Below are 16,100 nucleotides of genomic sequence, written 5' to 3'. Positions count from 1 at the left end.
GACTACATCGAAGGCATCAACATGCTGGCCAACATCAAGCTCGGCTCCAACGTGCCGGGCCAGTGGGCCATCCAGACCGCGCTGGGCGGCTACCAGAGCATCAACGACCTGGTCAAGCCGGGCGGGCGGCTGTGCCGCCAGCGGGACCTGGCCTACGAGCTGATCACCGCCATTCCCGGCGTCACCTGCGTCAAGCCGCGTGCGGCGCTGTACATGTTCCCGCGGCTGGACCCGGACATGTACCCCATCAAGGATGACCGCCAGTTCTTCATGGAAGTGCTGCGTGCCACACGCGTGATGCTGGTGCAGGGCTCGGGCTTCAACTACCCCGACGAGCAGCATTTCCGCATCGTCTTTTTGCCGCACGAGGACGACCTGCGCGAGGCCATCGGCCGGCTGGCCGGCTTCCTGGCGCAGTACCGCCAGCGCCACGCCAAGGCCGTGGCCTGATCGGTTTGCTCATCTTTCAATAGCTGCTCGCGCTTTACTGGCGGGCGCTAGAGCCCATTTTGACTACTATTTAATTTTCCATGAAACCGATACAGATAGGCCTGCTGGGCATTGGCACCGTGGGCAGCGGCGTGTTCAACGTGCTGGCGCGCAACCAGGAAGAAATCCGCCGGCGCGCCGGGCGCGGCATCCAGATCTCCATGGTGGCCGACCTGGACGCCGCGCGTGCCCGCTCCATCGTGGGCGAGAGTGCCCGCGTGGTGGGCGACGCGCGCGAAGTGATCGCCAACCCGGACATCGACGTGGTGGTCGAGCTGATCGGCGGCTACGGTATTGCACGCCAACTGGTGCTGGAGGCGATTGCCGCCGGCAAGCACGTGGTGACGGCCAACAAGGCGCTGCTGGCCGTGCACGGCACGGAGATCTTCCAGGCTGCGGCCGAGCGCGGCGTCATCGTCGCCTTCGAGGCGGCGGTGGCCGGCGGCATTCCCATCATCAAGGCCCTGCGCGAGGGCCTGACGGCCAACCAGATCCAGTGGGTGGCAGGCATCATCAACGGCACCACCAACTTCATCCTGTCCGAGATGCGCGACAAGGGCCTGGACTTCGAGGTGGTGCTCAAGGAGGCGCAGCGCCTGGGCTACGCCGAGGCCGATCCGACCTTCGACATCGAGGGCGTGGACGCGGCGCACAAGGCCACCATCATGAGTGCCATCGCCTTCGGCATTCCCGTGCAGTTCGACAAGGCCTACGTGGAGGGCATCACCCGCCTGGCCGCTGCCGACATCCGCTACGCCGAGCAGCTGGGCTACCGCATCAAACTGCTGGGCATCACCAAGCGCCGGCCCGAGGGCGTGGAGCTGCGCGTGCACCCCAGCCTGGTGCCGGCCAAGCGCCTGATCGCCAACGTCGAGGGCGCGATGAACGCCGTGCTGGTGCAGGGCGACGCCGTCGGCGCCACGCTGTATTACGGCAAGGGCGCGGGCGCCGAGCCCACGGCCAGTGCCGTGATCGCCGACCTGGTGGACATCGCCCGCCTGATGGAGGCCGACCCCACGCACCGCGTGCCGCCCCTGGCCTTCCAGAGCCACACCCTGGGCGAGGCCGGCAAGGAGCTGCCCGTGCTGCCCATGGCCGAGGTGGTCACCAGCTACTACCTGCGCATCCGCGTGGCCGACGAGGCCGGCGTGCTGGCCCAGATCACCGGCATCCTGGCGGGCGCCGGCATCAGCATCGACGCCGTGCTACAGCGCGAGGCCGACGAGGTGGGCGGCGAGGGCTCGACGCAGACCGACCTGATCATCCTCACCCACGACACGCGCGAGGGCGACATGGACGCCGCGCTGGCGCAGATCCAGCCCCTGCCCACGGTTCTGGCACCCATCACTCGTATCCGCAAAGAAGAGCTGAACTGACACGCTAAAATGGCCAGAATGGCTTGAATTCTGGCCATTTCACCGCGCAGGAGGCCGCCATGTCCGCAGTCTGGCAAGTACAGGAAGCCAAAAACCACTTCAGCGAGCTGATCGAGCGCGCCGTCAACGAAGGCCCGCAGACCGTCACGCGCCATGGCAAGCCCGTGGTGCGGGTGGTGGCGATAGGGCACGAGGCACCCGCCGCGCCGCCCAAGGACGATGGTTTCGTCGAGTTCCTGCTGAGCATGCCCAGGGTGGAAGGCTTTGCCGAACTGATCGACGAGCGCAGCAGCATCAAGCAGATAGACCCCCTGGGTGAATGAGCGCCATGAGCTGCCTGCTGGACACCTGCGTTCTGTCGGAGTTGAGCAGGCCTGAGCCTCATGCCCTGGTGCAGCAGTGGCTGCGCGAGCAATTGGGCCAATGCGTGCTGAGCGCAGTGACGATCGGTGAAATCCAGTTCGGCATCGAGCGCATGGCGCTCGGCTCCAGGCGCAACCGCCTGCAACTCTGGTTCGACCAGCTCTGCCAGGGGTTCGAAGGAAAGATCCTGCCGACCGACGAGGCCACATGGCGCATCTGGAGCCGTCTGCGCGCTTCCTGTCAGGCCATGGGACGCCCGCAAACCGATCTGGATCTTCTGATTGCTGCCACCGCAACGGCACATCGCTTGCCCTTGGTCACCCGCAACATCCGCCACTTTCAGGATACGGGGCTGCGCCTCGTCAACCCCTGGGAAGCCCCCGCTTCTTGAGAAACCCCATGCACTACCTCTCCACACGTGGCGCCGCGCCGCGCGCCAAATTCTGCGACATCCTGCTGGCCGGCCTGGCGCCCGATGGCGGCCTGTACCTGCCCGAGCACTATCCTCAAATCAGCCGTGAACGCCTGGGCCAGCTGCGCACCATCTACCGCACCGAAGGCTACGCCGCGCTGGCGTTCGAGATCCTGTCGCTCTACATCGACGACATCCCGGCGGTCGACCTGCGCGCGCTGTGCGAGAAGACGTACACGCCCGAGGTCTTCGGCACGCGCGAGATCGTGCCGCTGCGCCGGCTCGGGGAGGACGACCTGTGGATCGAGGAGCTGTCCAACGGCCCGACGCTGGCCTTCAAGGACATGGCCATGCAGCTCTTGGGCAACCTGTTCGAGTACGAACTGGCACGCCGCGGCGAAGAGCTGAACATCCTGGGCGCCACGTCCGGCGACACCGGCAGCGCCGCCGAATACGCCATGAAGGGCAAGCAGGGCATCCGCGTTTTCATGACTAGCCCGCACGGGCGCATGAGCCCTTTTCAGCAGGCGCAGATGTTCTCGCTGCAGGATGAGAACATCCACAACATCGCTATTTGCGGCGTGTTCGACGACTGCCAGGACATCGTCAAGGCGGTCAGCAACGACCATGCCTTCAAGGCCCGCTACAGGATCGGCACCGTCAACTCCATCAACTGGGCGCGCCTCCTGGCCCAGGTGGTGTATTACTTTGCCGGCTACTTCCAGGCGACGACGCAAGAGGGCCGAAAAGTCAGCTTCACCGTTCCCAGCGGCAACTTCGGCAACGTCTGCGCCGGCCACGTGGCGCGGCAGATGGGCCTGCCCATCGAGCGCCTGGTCGTGGCGACCAACGAGAACGACGTGCTCGACGAGTTTTTTCGCACCGGCATCTACCAGGTGCGCGGCGCCGAGCACACCTACGAGACCTCCAGCCCGTCGATGGACATCAGCAAGGCAAGCAACTTCGAGCGTTTCATCTTCGACCTGCTCGGGCGCGACGGGCAGGCCACGCGCGCGTTGTTCGAGGGCGTGGCGCAAGACGGGCGTTTTGACCTGAGCGGCGACGCGCGCTTTGCCGATGCCAGCACGCGCTTCGGCTTTGCCAGCGGCAAAAGCACGCATGCCGACCGCCTGGCCACCATCAAGGACACCTGGGAGCGCTTTGGCAGCATGATCGACACGCACACCGCCGACGGCGTCAAGGTGGCGCGCGAGCAGCCGGCCAGCGCGGGCGTGCCCATGATCGTGCTGGAGACGGCCCTGCCCATCAAGTTCGAGGCAACCATCATCGAAGCCTTGGGTCGTCCGCCTGAGCGCCCGGCCCGGTTCGAAGGCATCGAGCAGCTGCCCAAGCGCGTCACGGTGCTGCCGGCCGACGTGGAACAGGTCAAGGCGTATATCGCCGCGCATTGCGCGTGATGGCCGGACGGCCAGTCCCTTTTTTTGGTAAAAAAGCGCGTAAACCCAGGCGCGGCGCGGATGTGTAGCTATTTTTTCAGGAGCTTGGCATGAAGGTTGTCGGGTTTGCCGGCTACTCCGGTAGTGGCAAGACCACGCTGATCGTGCAGGTGGTGCGCGAGCTTGCGGCGCGCGGCCTGCGCGTGTCCACCGTAAAGCACGCGCACCACGGCTTCGACATCGACCAGCCCGGCAAGGACAGCTGGCGCCACCGCCAGGCGGGCGCGCGCGAAGTGCTGCTGGTGTCCGACCAGCGCCTGGCGCTGCTGCGCGAATTCGACGCGGCGCACGACCCCGCGCTGCCCGATCTGCTGGCCTTGCTGGACGCGGACGTGGACTGGGTCCTGGTCGAGGGCTTCAAGCAGGCCGGCCTGCCGCGCATCGAGGTCTGGCGTGCAGCGCCCGGCTCCCTTCCATCCGGCCCGCGCCCGGTGCATTACCCGGACGACGCCGGCATTCTTGCTGTCGCCACCGACGACCCTGCAGCGCTGCCGCGCCCGCCGCGCCAGCCCGTGCTGCCACTAGATGCGCCCGCGCAGGTGGCCGACTGGCTGCTTGCGCATGCCGCGCTGTTCGACCATTCCCCGCAAGGCGCCGACCGCGCCCTGCCCGTGCATTGAAAGCCCCTGCCATGAGCCGACTGCCCCTGAAACCCCTGGACGAGGCGCTGGCCGAGCTGCTGGTGCAGGCCGCGCCCCTGGCCGGCAGCGAGACGGTGGACCTGTTCGGCGCCGACGGCCGCGTGCTGCTGCAGGCGGCTGTCTCCGAGCTGCAGGTGCCGCCGCAGGACAACAGCGCCATGGACGGCTACGCCCTGCGCTGCGCCGACGTGCCGGCGCCCGGCGCCGTGCTGCCTGTGTCGCAGCGCATCCCGGCAGGCAGCGTCGGCACGGCTCTGGCCGCTGGCACGGCCGCGCGCATCTTCACCGGCGCGCCCGTGCCCGAGGGTGCCGACGTGGTGGTCATGCAGGAGGACTGCGAGGCACTGGAGGACGGCCGCGTGCGCGTGCAGGTGCTGCCCACGCCGGGGCGCAACATCCGCCGTGCGGGCGAGGACATTGCCCTGGGCGCGCAGGTGCTGGCCGCCGGCACGCGCCTGGACCCGGCGGCGCTGGGCCTGGCCGCCAGCATCGGCCTAGCGCGCCTGCCGGTGGCGCGGCGGCCGCGGCTGGCGCTGTTTTCCACCGGCGATGAGTTGGTCATGCCCGGCGCCGTGCCGCCCGCGGCGATGCGCCCGGGCGCCATCTACAACAGCAACCGCTTCTTCCTGCGCGCGCTGGCCGAACGGCTGGGCTGCGAGGTGACCGACTTCGGCATCGTCCCCGACCGGCTGGACGCCACGCAGGACGTGCTGCGCGAGGCCAGCCGCGAGCATGACGTGATCCTCACCAGCGGCGGCGTGTCGGTCGGCGAGGAAGACCACGTCAAGCCCGCCGTGCAGGCGCTGGGTTCGCTCAACCTGTGGATGGTGGCCATGAAGCCGGGCAAGCCGTTCGCCTATGGCCGCATCGACGGTGCGCATTTCATGGGGTTGCCGGGCAACCCGGTCTCCAGCCTGATCACCTTCATGGTGCTGGTGCGGCCCTTCCTGCTGCGGCTGCAGGGCGTGGCCGACGTCGCTCCGCAAAGCGTGGCCGCGACCGCCGCATTCGACTGGCCCCGCGCCGACAAGCGCCGGGAGTTCCTGCGCGCGCGCCTCAACGCAGCCGGCGAGCTCGAACTGTTCGCCAACCAGGGCTCGGGCGTGCTCACCTCCACCGTCTGGGGCGATGGGCTGATCGACACCCCCCCGGGCCAGTCCATCGCCCGCGGCGACCGCGTGCGCTTCCTGCCCTTTGCCGAGTTGCTGTCATGACCGAGCCTGCCACCCGAAAAGTCACCGTGCGCTACTTCGCCTCGATCCGTGAGGCGGTGGGCACGGGCCAGGAAACCCTGCAGACCCGCGCCGCCACGCTGGGCGCACTGCGCGACGAGCTGGTGGCCCGGGGCGAGCCCTGGGCCGGCTGCCTGGCGCCGGGCCGCGCCGTGCGCATGGCCTTGGACCAGCACATGGCCAGCGAGGCCGATGCGCTGGCCGACGGCTGCGAGGCAGCGTTCTTTCCGCCGGTGACGGGCGGCTGACGGCGGGGCGGGGCTTCAGTCCGGCGCTGGCGGCTCGGGCAGCGCCGGGCTGCGCCAGGCCAGCAGTTCGGCCAGGCGCAGCGTGATCCAGCGGGCCTCGGCCGCATCCACTCCCGAGCCGGGCGCGCACAGGCCGGCGTGGATGCCGGCCAGCACGCCGGCCTCGGACGCGCCCTCGCGGTGGTAGAGCAGCTGCGCCTGCTCGACCAGGTGGCCCGCCAGGTCTTCGCACAGCTCGTAGCGCTCACGCACGTGGGCCATGCTGGCCGTCAGGCGCTGGCGCGCGTCGCAGTGCAGGGCGGAGAAGCTGGGCGGAATCAGGATCTGGTTGTCGTCCTCGTGCATGCGCGCATTGTCGCGGCGACGCAGCACGCCCGGCGCACGGGCACAAAAAAGCCCGGCAGCAGGGCCGGGCGGTAGCGGGCGGACAGGAGCCGCCGCGCGGGTTCAGCGCTTGGGCTGCGCAGTCTCGGCCCTGGGCGCGTCGTCGCGCATGAACAGGCGCAGGAAAAACACCCCCATGCCAAGCATGAAGGCGATGCCGATGGCACTGAACAGGCCGACATCGGTGGTGAAGAGTTCTTGTAGCAGTCGCATGGGGCTTTCCTTTCCTTCCTCGTCTTTATGGGTGTGAACCCCTGCATTGCAGTACAGACGCAAGGGTTTTTCCTTGAGTCAGGTCAAGTGAAAGGACCGGTGCCATCGCAGCGGCGCCCATTGTTGTGCTGGCGCAAGCCTTTGCAGGCACCCTTCAGTCGGGCACGAACAGCTTCTCGAACCGCAGCTGGTCGCTTTCGAGCTCGAAGCTGACCAGCTGGCCCATCTTGCCGTCGGCCTTGCGGTGCGCGGCAAACAGGCTGCAGCGGCCTGACAGGCCGAAGCTGGGCAGGTCGATCAGCGCGTAGGGGTGGGGCACGAAGCTCTGGTGGAGGAAGACCACGCGGTGCTCGTTGCGCGGGGAAGGGTAGAGGGTGTACTCGGCGGTGTGAAGGGCTTGCTGGGCCATGGCGCATGCGTGGCGTTAAAGTGCCGGGCACTGTAGCAACCCCCGTCCTGTTCCGCTTGCCATGGCCTGCATCTCCATCCAGACCGAAGATTTCGACGTTTCCGCCGAACTGGCCGCGCTGCGCGCCGGCGACGGCCGCGTGGGCGCCGTGTGCTGCTTCGTCGGCACGGTGCGCGAGCGCAATGAGGGCGATGCGGTGGCGTCCATGGAGCTGGAACACTACCCCGGCATGACCGAGCGGGCCATCCAAGCCATGGTCGATGCCGCGCTGGCGCGCTTCGACCTGCATGGCGTGCGCATCATCCATCGCGTGGGCCGGCTCGCGCCGCAGGATCAGATCGTCCTCGTGGCCGTGACGTCGGCGCACCGTGGCGAGAGCTTCCAGGCCTGCGAATTCCTGATGGACTACCTCAAGACGCAGGCGCCCTTCTGGAAGAAGGAGGAGACGCCCCAGGGCGCGCGCTGGGTGGATGCGCGCGTGAGCGACGACGCGGCGCTGGCGCGCTGGGGCATCCAGGCGGCGCCCATGGCTGGCTAGGGCCCGCGCATGAAGCAGGCGTGAGCCGCTTTCCGTCCGGCCGTCGTGAATTCGCCGGGGCGCCGCGGCTTGAAACCCGCGCCTCGCAGCCTTAACTAGCAACGAGTTGGAGGTTACCCATGCGCCTTGAAAAATTCACGACCAAATTCCAGGAAGCGCTGTCGGACGCCCAGTCGCTCGCGCTCGGCCACGACAACGCCTATATCGAACCCGTGCACCTGCTGGTGGCCATGCTGCGCCAGGAGGGTGGTCCGCGTGCGCTCGTCGAGCGCACGGGCGCCAACGCGGGCGGCATGATCGCCGCGGCCGAAGCCGCCATCAAGCGCCTGCCCCAGGTGCAGGGCCAGGAGCAGGTGCAGGGCAGCCCGGAGCTCGGGCGCGTGCTGCAGGCCACCGAGAAGGAGGCCATCAAGCGCGGCGACCAGTTCGTCGCCAGCGAGCTGTTCCTGCTCGCGCTGGTAGACAGCAAGGGCGACGCCGGCCAGATCGCCCGCGACAACGGCCTGTCGCGCACCAGCCTGGAGTCGGCCATCGAGGCCGTGCGCGGCGGTCAGGCCGTGGACAGCGCCGAGGCCGAGGGCCAGCGCGAGGCGCTGAAGAAGTTCACGCTCGACCTGACCGAGCGCGCGCGCGCCGGCAAGCTCGACCCGGTCATCGGCCGCGACGACGAGATCCGCCGCTCCATCCAGGTGCTGCAGCGGCGCACCAAGAACAACCCCGTGCTGATCGGCGAGCCGGGCGTGGGCAAGACTGCCATCGTCGAGGGCCTGGCCCAGCGCATCGTCGCGGGCGAGGTGCCCGAGACGCTCAAGAACAAGCGCGTGCTGGTGCTGGACATGGCGGGCCTGCTGGCCGGCGCCAAGTACCGCGGCGAATTCGAGGAGCGGCTCAAGGGCGTGCTCAAGGAAGTGGCGCACGAGGAGGGCCGCGTCATCCTGTTCATCGACGAGCTGCACACCATGGTGGGCGCCGGCAAGGCCGAGGGCGCGATCGACGCGGGCAACATGCTGAAGCCCGCTCTCGCGCGCGGCGAGCTGCACCTGATCGGCGCGACCACGCTGGACGAGTACCGCAAGTACATCGAGAAGGACGCGGCGCTGGAGCGGCGCTTCCAGAAGGTGCTGGTCGAGGAGCCCAGCGTCGAGGACACCATCGCCATCCTGCGCGGCCTGCAGGTGCGCTATGAAGCCCACCATGGCGTGGACATCACCGACCCGGCCATCGTCGCCGCGGCCGAGCTCAGCCAGCGCTACATCACCGACCGCTTCCTGCCCGACAAGGCGATCGACCTGATCGACGAAGCCGCCGCCAAGATCAAGATCGAGATCGACTCCAAGCCCGAGGCGCTGGACCGCCTGGAGCGGCGCATGATCCAGCTGAAGATCGAGCGCGAGGCCATGAAGAAGGAGCACGACGAGGCTTCGCAGAAGCGCCTGCAACTGATCGAGGAGGAGCTGTCCAGCCTGGAGCGCGAGTATGCCGACCTGGAGGAAATCTGGAAGGCCGAGAAGGCCAGCGCCCAGGGCAGCGAGCAGATCAGGAAGGACATCGACGCCATCCGCACCCAGATCGAGGACCTGAAGCGCAAGGGCGACTTCAACCGCGTCGCCGAGCTGCAGTACGGCCGCCTGCCCGAGCTGGAAAAGCAGCTCAAGGACGCCCAGGACAGCGAGGCGGGCGGCGCCGACGCCGCGCCGCGCCACAAGCTCCTGCGCACGCACGTGGGCGCCGAGGAGATCGCCGAGGTGGTCAGCCGCGCCACGGGCATTCCGGTGGCCAAGATGATGCAGGGCGAGAAAGACAAGCTGCTGCACATGGAGGAAAAGTTGCACGAGCGCGTGGTGGGACAGGACGAGGCGATTGCCGCTGTCTCCAACGCCATCCGCCGCTCGCGCTCGGGCCTGTCGGACCCGAACCGGCCGCTGGGCAGCTTCCTGTTCCTGGGCCCCACGGGCGTGGGCAAGACCGAGCTGTGCAAGGCGCTGGCGGGCTTTCTGTTCGACAGCGAGGAGCACCTGGTGCGCATCGACATGAGCGAGTTCATGGAGAAGCACTCCGTGGCCCGCCTGATCGGCGCGCCGCCCGGCTACGTCGGCTACGAGGAGGGCGGCTACCTGACCGAGACCGTGCGCCGCAAGCCCTATTCGGTGGTGCTGCTCGACGAGGTGGAAAAGGCCCACCCGGACGTGTTCAACGTGCTCCTGCAGGTGCTGGACGATGGCCGCCTGACGGACGGGCAGGGCCGCACCGTGGACTTCAAGAACACGGTCATCGTCATGACCAGCAACATCGGCTCGCACCTGATCCAGAGCATGGTCGGCCAGGACCAGGAGGAGATCAAGGAGGCCGTCTGGGGCGAGCTGAAAGCCCACTTCCGGCCCGAGTTCCTCAACCGCATCGACGAGACGGTGGTCTTTCACGGCCTGGACGCGCGCCACATCGAGGCCATCGCCCGCATCCAGCTGCATGCGCTGCAGGCTCGCCTGGCGAAGATGGATCTGCACCTGCAGGTCTCGCCCGCCGCCATGGCCGAGCTGGCCAAGGTCGGCTTCGACCCGGTGTTCGGCGCGCGCCCGCTCAAGCGCGCCATCCAGCAGCGCATCGAGAACCCGCTGTCCAGGCTGCTGCTGGAGGGGCGCTATCCGCCCAAGAGCGTTATCCCGGTCGGGGTCGATCCTGTCCACGAGCCGGGGGTATTCCAGTTCGGCGAGGCCGAGGCGGCAGCCTGAGGCCTACCATGGGAGGCCGCGCGGGTGGCGGGGCGTCATGTCCGCGCCGCAGACCCGCCCTTCCTCCCGTCTGCCAGAAAGGGGCATGGCCTTGAATGAAATGTTGTCCGGAGTCTTCCGGTGGACTTTGCGCCTGCTGGCCGTGGCCGTGGGCGCAGTGCTTTTCCTGAGCCTGTTGGCTGCTGCCTGCGTGCTCGCGCTGATCTGGGGTGCCCGCATGCTCTGGGCCCGCCTGACGGGGCGCCCCGTCACGCCCTGGATGCGCGTGAACCCGCGCGGCGCCTGGAGCACGGCCACGCGCAGCACCGCGCGCTGGACGGCGCATGCCGCGGGCTCGGCCCGCGCAGCAGGCGCGTCGGCCTCGGCCCGCATGCGCGGCGTGGCCGACGTGACCGACGTGCAGGTGCGCGAGATCCGCTGACCGCGGCCCCTTCTGACCCACAGGGCCCGGCCTGCCGTGGCGTTTCTCCATGATGCCTGACGACATTCGCGACCTCTTCGAGCGCCAGCGCTCGGCCAGCCGGGCGCAGCCCGAGGTGCCGCTCACCCTGCGGCGCGAGCGGCTGCTGCGCTTGGGCAAGCTGATCGAAGAGCACGCTCCCGTCCTGGCGGCGGCGGTGCAGGCGGACTTCGGCATGCGCTCGCCGCGCCTGACCGAGGTGGCCGACTTCTTCGTGCTGCGCGCGCAGATGGCGCAGACGCTCCGGCACCTGGCGCGCTGGAGCCGGCCGCAGAAAGTGCGCACCCCGCTGTTCCTGCAGCCCGCGCGCGGCTGGATCGAGCGCCAGCCCCTGGGCGTGGTGGGCGTCATCTCGCCCTGGAACTACCCCATCCAGCTCGCGCTGGCTCCGGCCATGAGCGCGCTGGCCGCAGGCAACCGGGTGTTGCTCAAGCCCAGCGAGTTGACGCCACACACCTCCGAGCAGCTGCAAAGGCTGGTGGCCCAGTTCTTCGCCCCCGAGGAGTTCGCCGTGGTGCAGGGCGATGCGGCCGTGGCCGCGCTCGTGGCCTCGCTGCCGTTCGACCACCTGGTCTTTACTGGCTCCACCGCTGTCGGGCGCAAGGTGGCGCAGGCGGCGGCCGCGCACCTGACGCCGACCACGCTGGAGCTGGGCGGCAAGTCGCCCTGCATCATCGATGCCGATTGCGATCTCAGGGACGCGGCGCTCAAGATCGCCCACGGCAAGCTGCTCAACGCCGGGCAGACCTGCATCGCCCCTGACTACGTGCTGCTGCCGCGCGGCAGCGAGGCCGCCTTTGCCGAGGCCTTCCGCGCTGCCGTGGCGCGGCTTTTTCCGTATTTCGAGGGCAACCCGGACTACGCCTCCATCATCACCCCGAGACACCTGGCGCGGCTGCGCACGATGCTGCAGCAGGCCCAGACCCAGGGCGCCGAGCTGCACGTGCTGCAACCTGTGCCTGGCTCGCCGCCTGCGCCGCCGCAGTCTATCGGCGACGGCCTGGCCCGGCAGATGGCGCCCGTGCTGGTGTTCGGTGCCAGCGCGCAGATGCAGCTCATGCAGGAGGAGATCTTCGGCCCGGTGCTGCCCGTGCTCAGCTACGAGCGGCTGGACGATGCCATCGCCCACATCAACGCCCATCCCAGGCCGCTGGCGCTGTACTGGTTCGGCCGCAGCGAGCGAACGCGCGACGACGTGCTGCGCCGCACGGTGAGCGGCGGCGTCTCCGTCAACGACACCCTGATGCATATCGCCCACGAGAACCTGCCCTTCGGCGGCGTGGGCGACAGCGGCTGGGGCGCCTACCACGGCGAGCAGGGCTTTCTGCGCTTTTGCCATCAGAAGGCCGTGCTGTCGCAGTCGCGCTGGTCGATGGGGCACTTGCTGTACCCGCCCTACGGCGCCCGCTTCGAGCAGGTCATGGCGCTGCTGCGCCGGCTGATGTAGGCCGCACCCGAGCCCGCGGCCCGCATATAGCGCATGGGCCGCGCAGCTGCTGGCGGACGGGCGCAATGGCAGGGCGCGCCGTGTGCCAACAGCACCCCCTGGCGCTGCCGTATCCGTTTGCGTGAAAATAGCGGGTTTTCCCTTGTCACCCGTCTTCGTTTCCCTCATGTCCAGTATCCAGGTCCGCCCTGCCACGCTTCGCGATGCCAAGGCCATCGCCCAGGTCCACACTGCTGCCGCGCTGGAGGCTTACCGCGGCCTCCTGCCAGACGATCAGCTGAAAACCATGTCCTCGTTGGAAAAGCGCCAGGCCTACTGGCGCGAAGCCATCGAATATTGCGAGCCGCAGGTGCAGGTGGCCGTGGAAGGCGACAAGATCGTCGGCTTCGTCGGCTTCGACCGCTCGCGCGACGCCAAGACCCGCCCCACCACCGGCGAGATCTGGGCCATCTATGCCGCCCCCACGCACTGGGACCAGGGCGTGGGCGTGGCCCTGTGGGATGCGGCGCGCGACGGCCTGGCCGAGGAGGGCTGCACCACCGTCACCGCCTGGGTGCCGCTGCGCAACGAGCGCGCCCTGCGCTTTCACGAGCTGGCCGGCTTCAAGCGCGAGATGACCACGGCCAAGACCGCGCTCATCGGCGGCGTGAAGATCGAGGAAATCCGCCTCAAGCGCCCGCTCAGCTGAAGCGGACTGCCGCGCCGCCCGAGAGGCGGTGCTGCGCAGGTCGCCAGGATGACTGCTTTGCTCTTAAAAAAATAGCTGAAAGTCCATGTTGCACAAGGGCTGAAGGCTTGTTTTATGAGTAATTCAACGGAAGGTGCTTGCGCACTGGCAGGCCGGGGTGGGGCCTTGCTGCTCGCGCCCATGGAAGGCCTGCTCGATTTCGTCTTGCGCGATGTGCTGACGCGCATCGGCGGGGTCGATCGCTGCGTGAGTGAGTTCATCCGCGTCACCGGCCTGCTGCTGCCCGACCGGGTGTTCCTGCGCTTCATCCCCGAACTGCAGCGCGGCGGCCGCACCCTGGCCGGGGTGCCCGTGCGTGCCCAGCTCCTGGGCTCGGACCCGGTCAGCATGGCCGAGAACGCCGCGCGCCTGGCCGAACTGGGCGCGCCGGGCGTGGACCTGAACTTCGGCTGCCCGGCCAAGACGGTGAACCGCCATGGCGGCGGCGCCTCGCTGCTGCGCGAGCCCGAGCGCATGGCCGCCGTGGTGGCGGCCGTTCGCCGGGCCGTGCCGGCGCACCTGCCGGTGTCGGCCAAGATGCGCCTGGGCTGGGACGACAGCAGCCGGGCGCGCGAGTGCGCCCAGGCCATCGAGAGCGGCGGTGCCTGCGAGCTGGTGGTGCATGCGCGCACCCGTGCCGACGGCTACCGGCCGCCGGCCCACTGGCACGAGATCGCGCCGCTGCGCGAGGCGCTGGGCATCCCGGTGGTGGCCAATGGCGAGATCTGGAACGTGCAGGACGCGCTGCGCTGCCGCGAGGCCAGCGGCTGCGAGGCGCTGATGCTGGGGCGCGGCATGGTGGCCGACCCTGGCCTGGCGCTGGCCATCCGATCCCATGACCAAGGGCAGCCGGCCGCTGCCCTGGCCTGGCCCGATCTGCTGGAGCCCATGGAGCAATTCTGGCGCATGGTGTGCGAGGAGCTTGACCCGCACCAGCGGGCGGGGCGGCTCAAGCAATGGCTCAACCTGTTGCGTCGGCGTCATGCCGAGGCCCAGGCGGCCTTCGACGAGGTGCGCGTGATGACCGACCAGCAGCGCATCTCGGACTGGCTGCTGCGCCAGCGGTTTACAGCAGGTGATCGGGTGCCAGAGGTCCGAGCAGCCTGAGCAGCAGGCGCAGGCCGGCGCTGCTGTCGGGGTCGCTGTACGCATCGGGCAGGTCGCTGCCCTCCGGCGCGCGCCAGACCAGCGCACCATCACTCTCGCGCTGCACGTGCCAGGAGCCCCGGCGCATGGCATTCTCGATCTGCTGCGCGGCCTGTTGCGACAGCGCCGGGCTGCGGATCAACAGTGCCACTTCGGTGTTTTGCAGCTGCGAGCGCAGGTCCAGGTTCATCGAGCCCACGACCAGAAGGTTGCGGTCGACCACCATGACCTTTGAGTGCAGCATCGAGCGCGAGGCCCCGGTCGCACCTCCGGAGGCGCCCTCGTTGCCGGCGTTGGCGCCCTTCTTCGCCGGGCGGGCCGGGGCGCCGGAGCTGCCAAAAGCGGTGCGCAGGCCGGCCTGCTCGCTGCGCAGTTCGTACAGCTCGACCCCCAGGTCCAGCAAATCCTTGCGGTGCCGGGCGTAGCCCACGTGGGCGATGGGCGCGTCGTTGGAGGCCAGTGAATTGGTCAGGATGCGCACCCGCACGCCCCGGCTGCGGGCTTCGGCAAAGGCGCGCTTCATGTCTTCGCCCGGGACGAAGTAGGGCGAGATGATGAGCAGGTCGCGCCGGGTGTGCGCCATCAGGTTGAGCAGGCCGTCCACGACGGTCTCTTCCTCGCCTTCGGTAGCGGCTGCAACCCGTGGCCCGGCAGCTGGCGGGGGGACGGTTGCGGTGGCGGTTGCGGTGGGCAGCGCCGCGGGGCCGGCCTCCGTGGGTCCGTCCTCGCGGGCAAGGGCCTGGGCGGCCTGGCCGTCCAGGGCGATCTTGGTGGGCTGGTCGGCCAGCATCACGGCCGGCGCCCAGGTGAAGCGGGCGCTGCGCAGGTCCAGCGGCTGTTCGTTCCACGCGCGCGCGGCGTGCGCCGAGTCCCCCTGCGCGGGCGTTCCTGCCGTGGGCGGCACCATCTCGGGCACCGGGGCCTTGGGCTGTGCCTTGCCTGCGCCTTCGCTCTCGCCGTCGACTTCTTTCTCGGCATCGGAGCGCTGCACCTGTTCGCGCAACTTCTCCAGCTCCTCCCGGGTGATCAGCGACTGCACGGGGTAGGAGCGCGGGTTGTTCCAGAAGGTGTCGAAGCTGCGCGACATGTCGGCGACGATGGGGCCCACGGCCAGCACGTCCAGGTCGACGAAGTTCTCCGCCTGGCCCTGGCCGAAGTAGGCGTCGCCCAGGTTGCGTCCGCCCGTCACGCCCATGACGTTGTCGGCAATGAAGAGCTTGTTGTGCATGCGCTGCTGCACGCGCGAAAAGTCAGTCAGCGAGCCCCATGCCCGCCCCAGCGCCGAGCCCCGGGTGCCCGCCACGGGGTTGAACATGCGCATCTCTATGCGTGGCTCGAACGCCAGGCGCATCACCAGGGCATTGCGCCCGGTGCTGTGGAAGTCGTCCAGCAGGATGCGCACGCGCACGCCGCGCCGCGCCGCCAGCACCACGTCTTGCAGCAGGCGGGCCGAGCTGGCGTCGGCATGGATGGCGTAGTACTGAAGGTCCAGTGTCTTCTGCGCGCCCTGCACCAGGGCCAGGCGGCTGCCATAGGCCTCCTGCGGGCCGCTGAGCAGCATGAAGCCCGAGGCCGGGCGCGCTCCGGCGGCGCGGCGCTGCTGCGCCACCAGGGCCGACAGGGCCGTGGGTTCGCGCACCACGTCAATGGCGGTGGAGACAGGCCGGTCCACGTCCTTGGGCAGGCCGGCGCAGCCGCTGCAGGCCAGGGTCAGCGCGGCGGCCACCCATCGGCGTGCCACCAGGGATCGCCTGGGGCGGGAGGGTGGGGGCTCGGCGAGGACGGGCATGGAGGGAGAGCCGGGGCGGCGCCGCGCGGCATCGGTGCGA

Annotated in this window: 18 protein-coding genes; 14 read left to right on the top strand and 4 right to left on the bottom strand. The window is 69.0% G+C overall.

The window, feature by feature from the left end:
- From RT051_RS08110 to RT051_RS08075, 8 genes are all read left to right on the top strand, one after another.
- Positions 1-450: aminotransferase class I/II-fold pyridoxal phosphate-dependent enzyme (locus tag RT051_RS08110; protein ID WP_313074790.1), on the top strand; the 450-nt coding region annotated here is incomplete at its 5' end.
- An 80-nt stretch (positions 451-530) separates the two neighbouring features.
- Entirely contained in the window at positions 531-1,865 is a 1,335-nt protein-coding gene (locus RT051_RS08105; protein ID WP_313074788.1) for a homoserine dehydrogenase, read from the top strand.
- A gap of 59 nt (positions 1,866-1,924) precedes the next feature.
- Complete coding sequence (locus RT051_RS08100) at positions 1,925-2,188, top strand: type II toxin-antitoxin system Phd/YefM family antitoxin (RefSeq protein ID WP_313074785.1); 264 nt, start codon at positions 1,925-1,927, stop codon at positions 2,186-2,188.
- A 5-nt stretch (positions 2,189-2,193) separates the two neighbouring features.
- Positions 2,194-2,619 carry a type II toxin-antitoxin system VapC family toxin gene (locus tag RT051_RS08095; protein WP_313074783.1) on the top strand — a complete coding sequence of 142 codons (426 nt, stop codon included), beginning with the start codon at positions 2,194-2,196 and terminating at the stop codon, positions 2,617-2,619.
- A gap of 8 nt (positions 2,620-2,627) precedes the next feature.
- On the top strand, positions 2,628-4,058 hold the full coding sequence (gene thrC, locus RT051_RS08090; protein WP_313074781.1) for a threonine synthase: 1,431 nt from the start codon (positions 2,628-2,630) through the stop codon (positions 4,056-4,058).
- Positions 4,059-4,147: 89 nt separating this feature from the next.
- A complete protein-coding gene (gene mobB, locus RT051_RS08085; RefSeq protein ID WP_313074778.1) occupies positions 4,148-4,717 on the top strand; it encodes a molybdopterin-guanine dinucleotide biosynthesis protein B in 570 nt (189 codons plus the stop codon).
- An 11-nt stretch (positions 4,718-4,728) separates the two neighbouring features.
- Positions 4,729-5,952, top strand: a complete 1,224-nt coding sequence (gene glp / locus RT051_RS08080; protein WP_313074776.1) for a gephyrin-like molybdotransferase Glp — start codon at positions 4,729-4,731, stop codon at positions 5,950-5,952.
- Positions 5,949-6,218, top strand: coding sequence for a MoaD/ThiS family protein (locus RT051_RS08075; RefSeq protein ID WP_313074774.1), 270 nt, complete (start codon positions 5,949-5,951; stop codon positions 6,216-6,218). Before glp ends, RT051_RS08075 begins: the two co-directional genes overlap by 4 nt.
- 15 nt (positions 6,219-6,233) lie before the next feature.
- Here the strand turns inward: RT051_RS08075 and RT051_RS08070 are convergent, their stop codons facing one another.
- From RT051_RS08070 to RT051_RS08060, 3 genes are all read right to left on the bottom strand, one after another.
- Complete coding sequence (locus RT051_RS08070) at positions 6,234-6,563, bottom strand: hypothetical protein (protein WP_313074771.1); 330 nt, start codon at positions 6,561-6,563, stop codon at positions 6,234-6,236.
- A gap of 102 nt (positions 6,564-6,665) precedes the next feature.
- Positions 6,666-6,815 carry a DUF3149 domain-containing protein gene (locus RT051_RS08065; RefSeq protein ID WP_313074769.1) on the bottom strand — a complete coding sequence of 50 codons (150 nt, stop codon included), beginning with the start codon at positions 6,813-6,815 and terminating at the stop codon, positions 6,666-6,668.
- Between the two features lie 154 nt (positions 6,816-6,969).
- Positions 6,970-7,224, bottom strand: coding sequence for a hypothetical protein (locus RT051_RS08060; RefSeq protein ID WP_313074767.1), 255 nt, complete (start codon positions 7,222-7,224; stop codon positions 6,970-6,972).
- A gap of 61 nt (positions 7,225-7,285) precedes the next feature.
- Between RT051_RS08060 and moaE the strand changes: the two genes are divergently transcribed.
- The 6 genes from moaE to RT051_RS08030 all read left to right on the top strand — a co-directional run bounded on the left by moaE (position 7,286) and on the right by RT051_RS08030 (position 14,232).
- Positions 7,286-7,762: a molybdopterin synthase catalytic subunit MoaE gene (gene moaE / locus RT051_RS08055; protein ID WP_313074765.1), complete on the top strand. Its 477-nt coding sequence runs from the start codon at positions 7,286-7,288 to the stop codon at positions 7,760-7,762.
- A 119-nt stretch (positions 7,763-7,881) separates the two neighbouring features.
- A complete protein-coding gene (gene clpB, locus RT051_RS08050) occupies positions 7,882-10,491 on the top strand; it encodes an ATP-dependent chaperone ClpB (protein ID WP_313074762.1) in 2,610 nt (869 codons plus the stop codon).
- Positions 10,492-10,576: 85 nt separating this feature from the next.
- Positions 10,577-10,912 (top strand): hypothetical protein, encoded by a 336-nt coding sequence (locus tag RT051_RS08045; RefSeq protein ID WP_409520575.1) that lies wholly within the window; start codon positions 10,577-10,579, stop codon positions 10,910-10,912.
- A gap of 49 nt (positions 10,913-10,961) precedes the next feature.
- Positions 10,962-12,398, top strand: coding sequence for an aldehyde dehydrogenase family protein (locus RT051_RS08040; RefSeq protein ID WP_313074760.1), 1,437 nt, complete (start codon positions 10,962-10,964; stop codon positions 12,396-12,398).
- A 166-nt stretch (positions 12,399-12,564) separates the two neighbouring features.
- A complete protein-coding gene (locus RT051_RS08035; RefSeq protein ID WP_313074757.1) occupies positions 12,565-13,086 on the top strand; it encodes a GNAT family N-acetyltransferase in 522 nt (173 codons plus the stop codon).
- Between the two features lie 180 nt (positions 13,087-13,266).
- Positions 13,267-14,232: a tRNA-dihydrouridine synthase gene (locus tag RT051_RS08030; protein ID WP_313074755.1), complete on the top strand. Its 966-nt coding sequence runs from the start codon at positions 13,267-13,269 to the stop codon at positions 14,230-14,232.
- On the opposite strand, the gene RT051_RS08025 is transcribed toward RT051_RS08030, so the two are convergent.
- Positions 14,192-16,060, bottom strand: a complete 1,869-nt coding sequence (locus RT051_RS08025) for a phospholipase D family protein (RefSeq protein WP_409520574.1) — start codon at positions 16,058-16,060, stop codon at positions 14,192-14,194. The genes RT051_RS08030 and RT051_RS08025 overlap by 41 nt on opposite strands.
- Positions 16,061-16,100 lie beyond the last annotated feature (40 nt).

Source organism: Melaminivora sp. (assembly GCF_032059615.1).
Lineage (GTDB): Bacteria > Pseudomonadota > Gammaproteobacteria > Burkholderiales > Burkholderiaceae_C > Melaminivora.
This window is presented reverse-complemented; position numbering and strand designations above follow the sequence as displayed.

Excerpts from the sequence above, each read along its gene's own strand:
- RT051_RS08100 (WP_313074785.1), top strand. The coding sequence starts at position 1,925 with ATGTCCGCAGTCTGGCAAGTACAGGAAGCCAAAAACCACTTCAGCGAG.
- RT051_RS08030 (WP_313074755.1), top strand. The coding sequence starts at position 13,267 with ATGGAAGGCCTGCTCGATTTCGTCTTGCGCGATGTGCTGACGCGCATC.
- thrC (WP_313074781.1), top strand. The coding sequence starts at position 2,628 with ATGCACTACCTCTCCACACGTGGCGCCGCGCCGCGCGCCAAATTCTGC.
- glp (WP_313074776.1), top strand. The coding sequence starts at position 4,729 with ATGAGCCGACTGCCCCTGAAACCCCTGGACGAGGCGCTGGCCGAGCTG.
- RT051_RS08040 (WP_313074760.1), top strand. The coding sequence starts at position 10,962 with ATGATGCCTGACGACATTCGCGACCTCTTCGAGCGCCAGCGCTCGGCC.
- RT051_RS08075 (WP_313074774.1), top strand. The coding sequence starts at position 5,949 with ATGACCGAGCCTGCCACCCGAAAAGTCACCGTGCGCTACTTCGCCTCG.
- RT051_RS08045 (WP_409520575.1), top strand. The coding sequence starts at position 10,577 with ATGGCCTTGAATGAAATGTTGTCCGGAGTCTTCCGGTGGACTTTGCGC.
- RT051_RS08070 (WP_313074771.1), bottom strand. The coding sequence starts at position 6,563 with ATGCACGAGGACGACAACCAGATCCTGATTCCGCCCAGCTTCTCCGCC.
- moaE (WP_313074765.1), top strand. The coding sequence starts at position 7,286 with ATGGCCTGCATCTCCATCCAGACCGAAGATTTCGACGTTTCCGCCGAA.
- RT051_RS08035 (WP_313074757.1), top strand. The coding sequence starts at position 12,565 with ATGTCCAGTATCCAGGTCCGCCCTGCCACGCTTCGCGATGCCAAGGCC.
- clpB (WP_313074762.1), top strand. The coding sequence starts at position 7,882 with ATGCGCCTTGAAAAATTCACGACCAAATTCCAGGAAGCGCTGTCGGAC.
- RT051_RS08095 (WP_313074783.1), top strand. The coding sequence starts at position 2,194 with ATGAGCTGCCTGCTGGACACCTGCGTTCTGTCGGAGTTGAGCAGGCCT.
- RT051_RS08065 (WP_313074769.1), bottom strand. The coding sequence starts at position 6,815 with ATGCGACTGCTACAAGAACTCTTCACCACCGATGTCGGCCTGTTCAGT.
- RT051_RS08025 (WP_409520574.1), bottom strand. The coding sequence starts at position 16,060 with ATGCCCGTCCTCGCCGAGCCCCCACCCTCCCGCCCCAGGCGATCCCTG.
- RT051_RS08105 (WP_313074788.1), top strand. The coding sequence starts at position 531 with ATGAAACCGATACAGATAGGCCTGCTGGGCATTGGCACCGTGGGCAGC.
- RT051_RS08060 (WP_313074767.1), bottom strand. The coding sequence starts at position 7,224 with ATGGCCCAGCAAGCCCTTCACACCGCCGAGTACACCCTCTACCCTTCC.
- mobB (WP_313074778.1), top strand. The coding sequence starts at position 4,148 with ATGAAGGTTGTCGGGTTTGCCGGCTACTCCGGTAGTGGCAAGACCACG.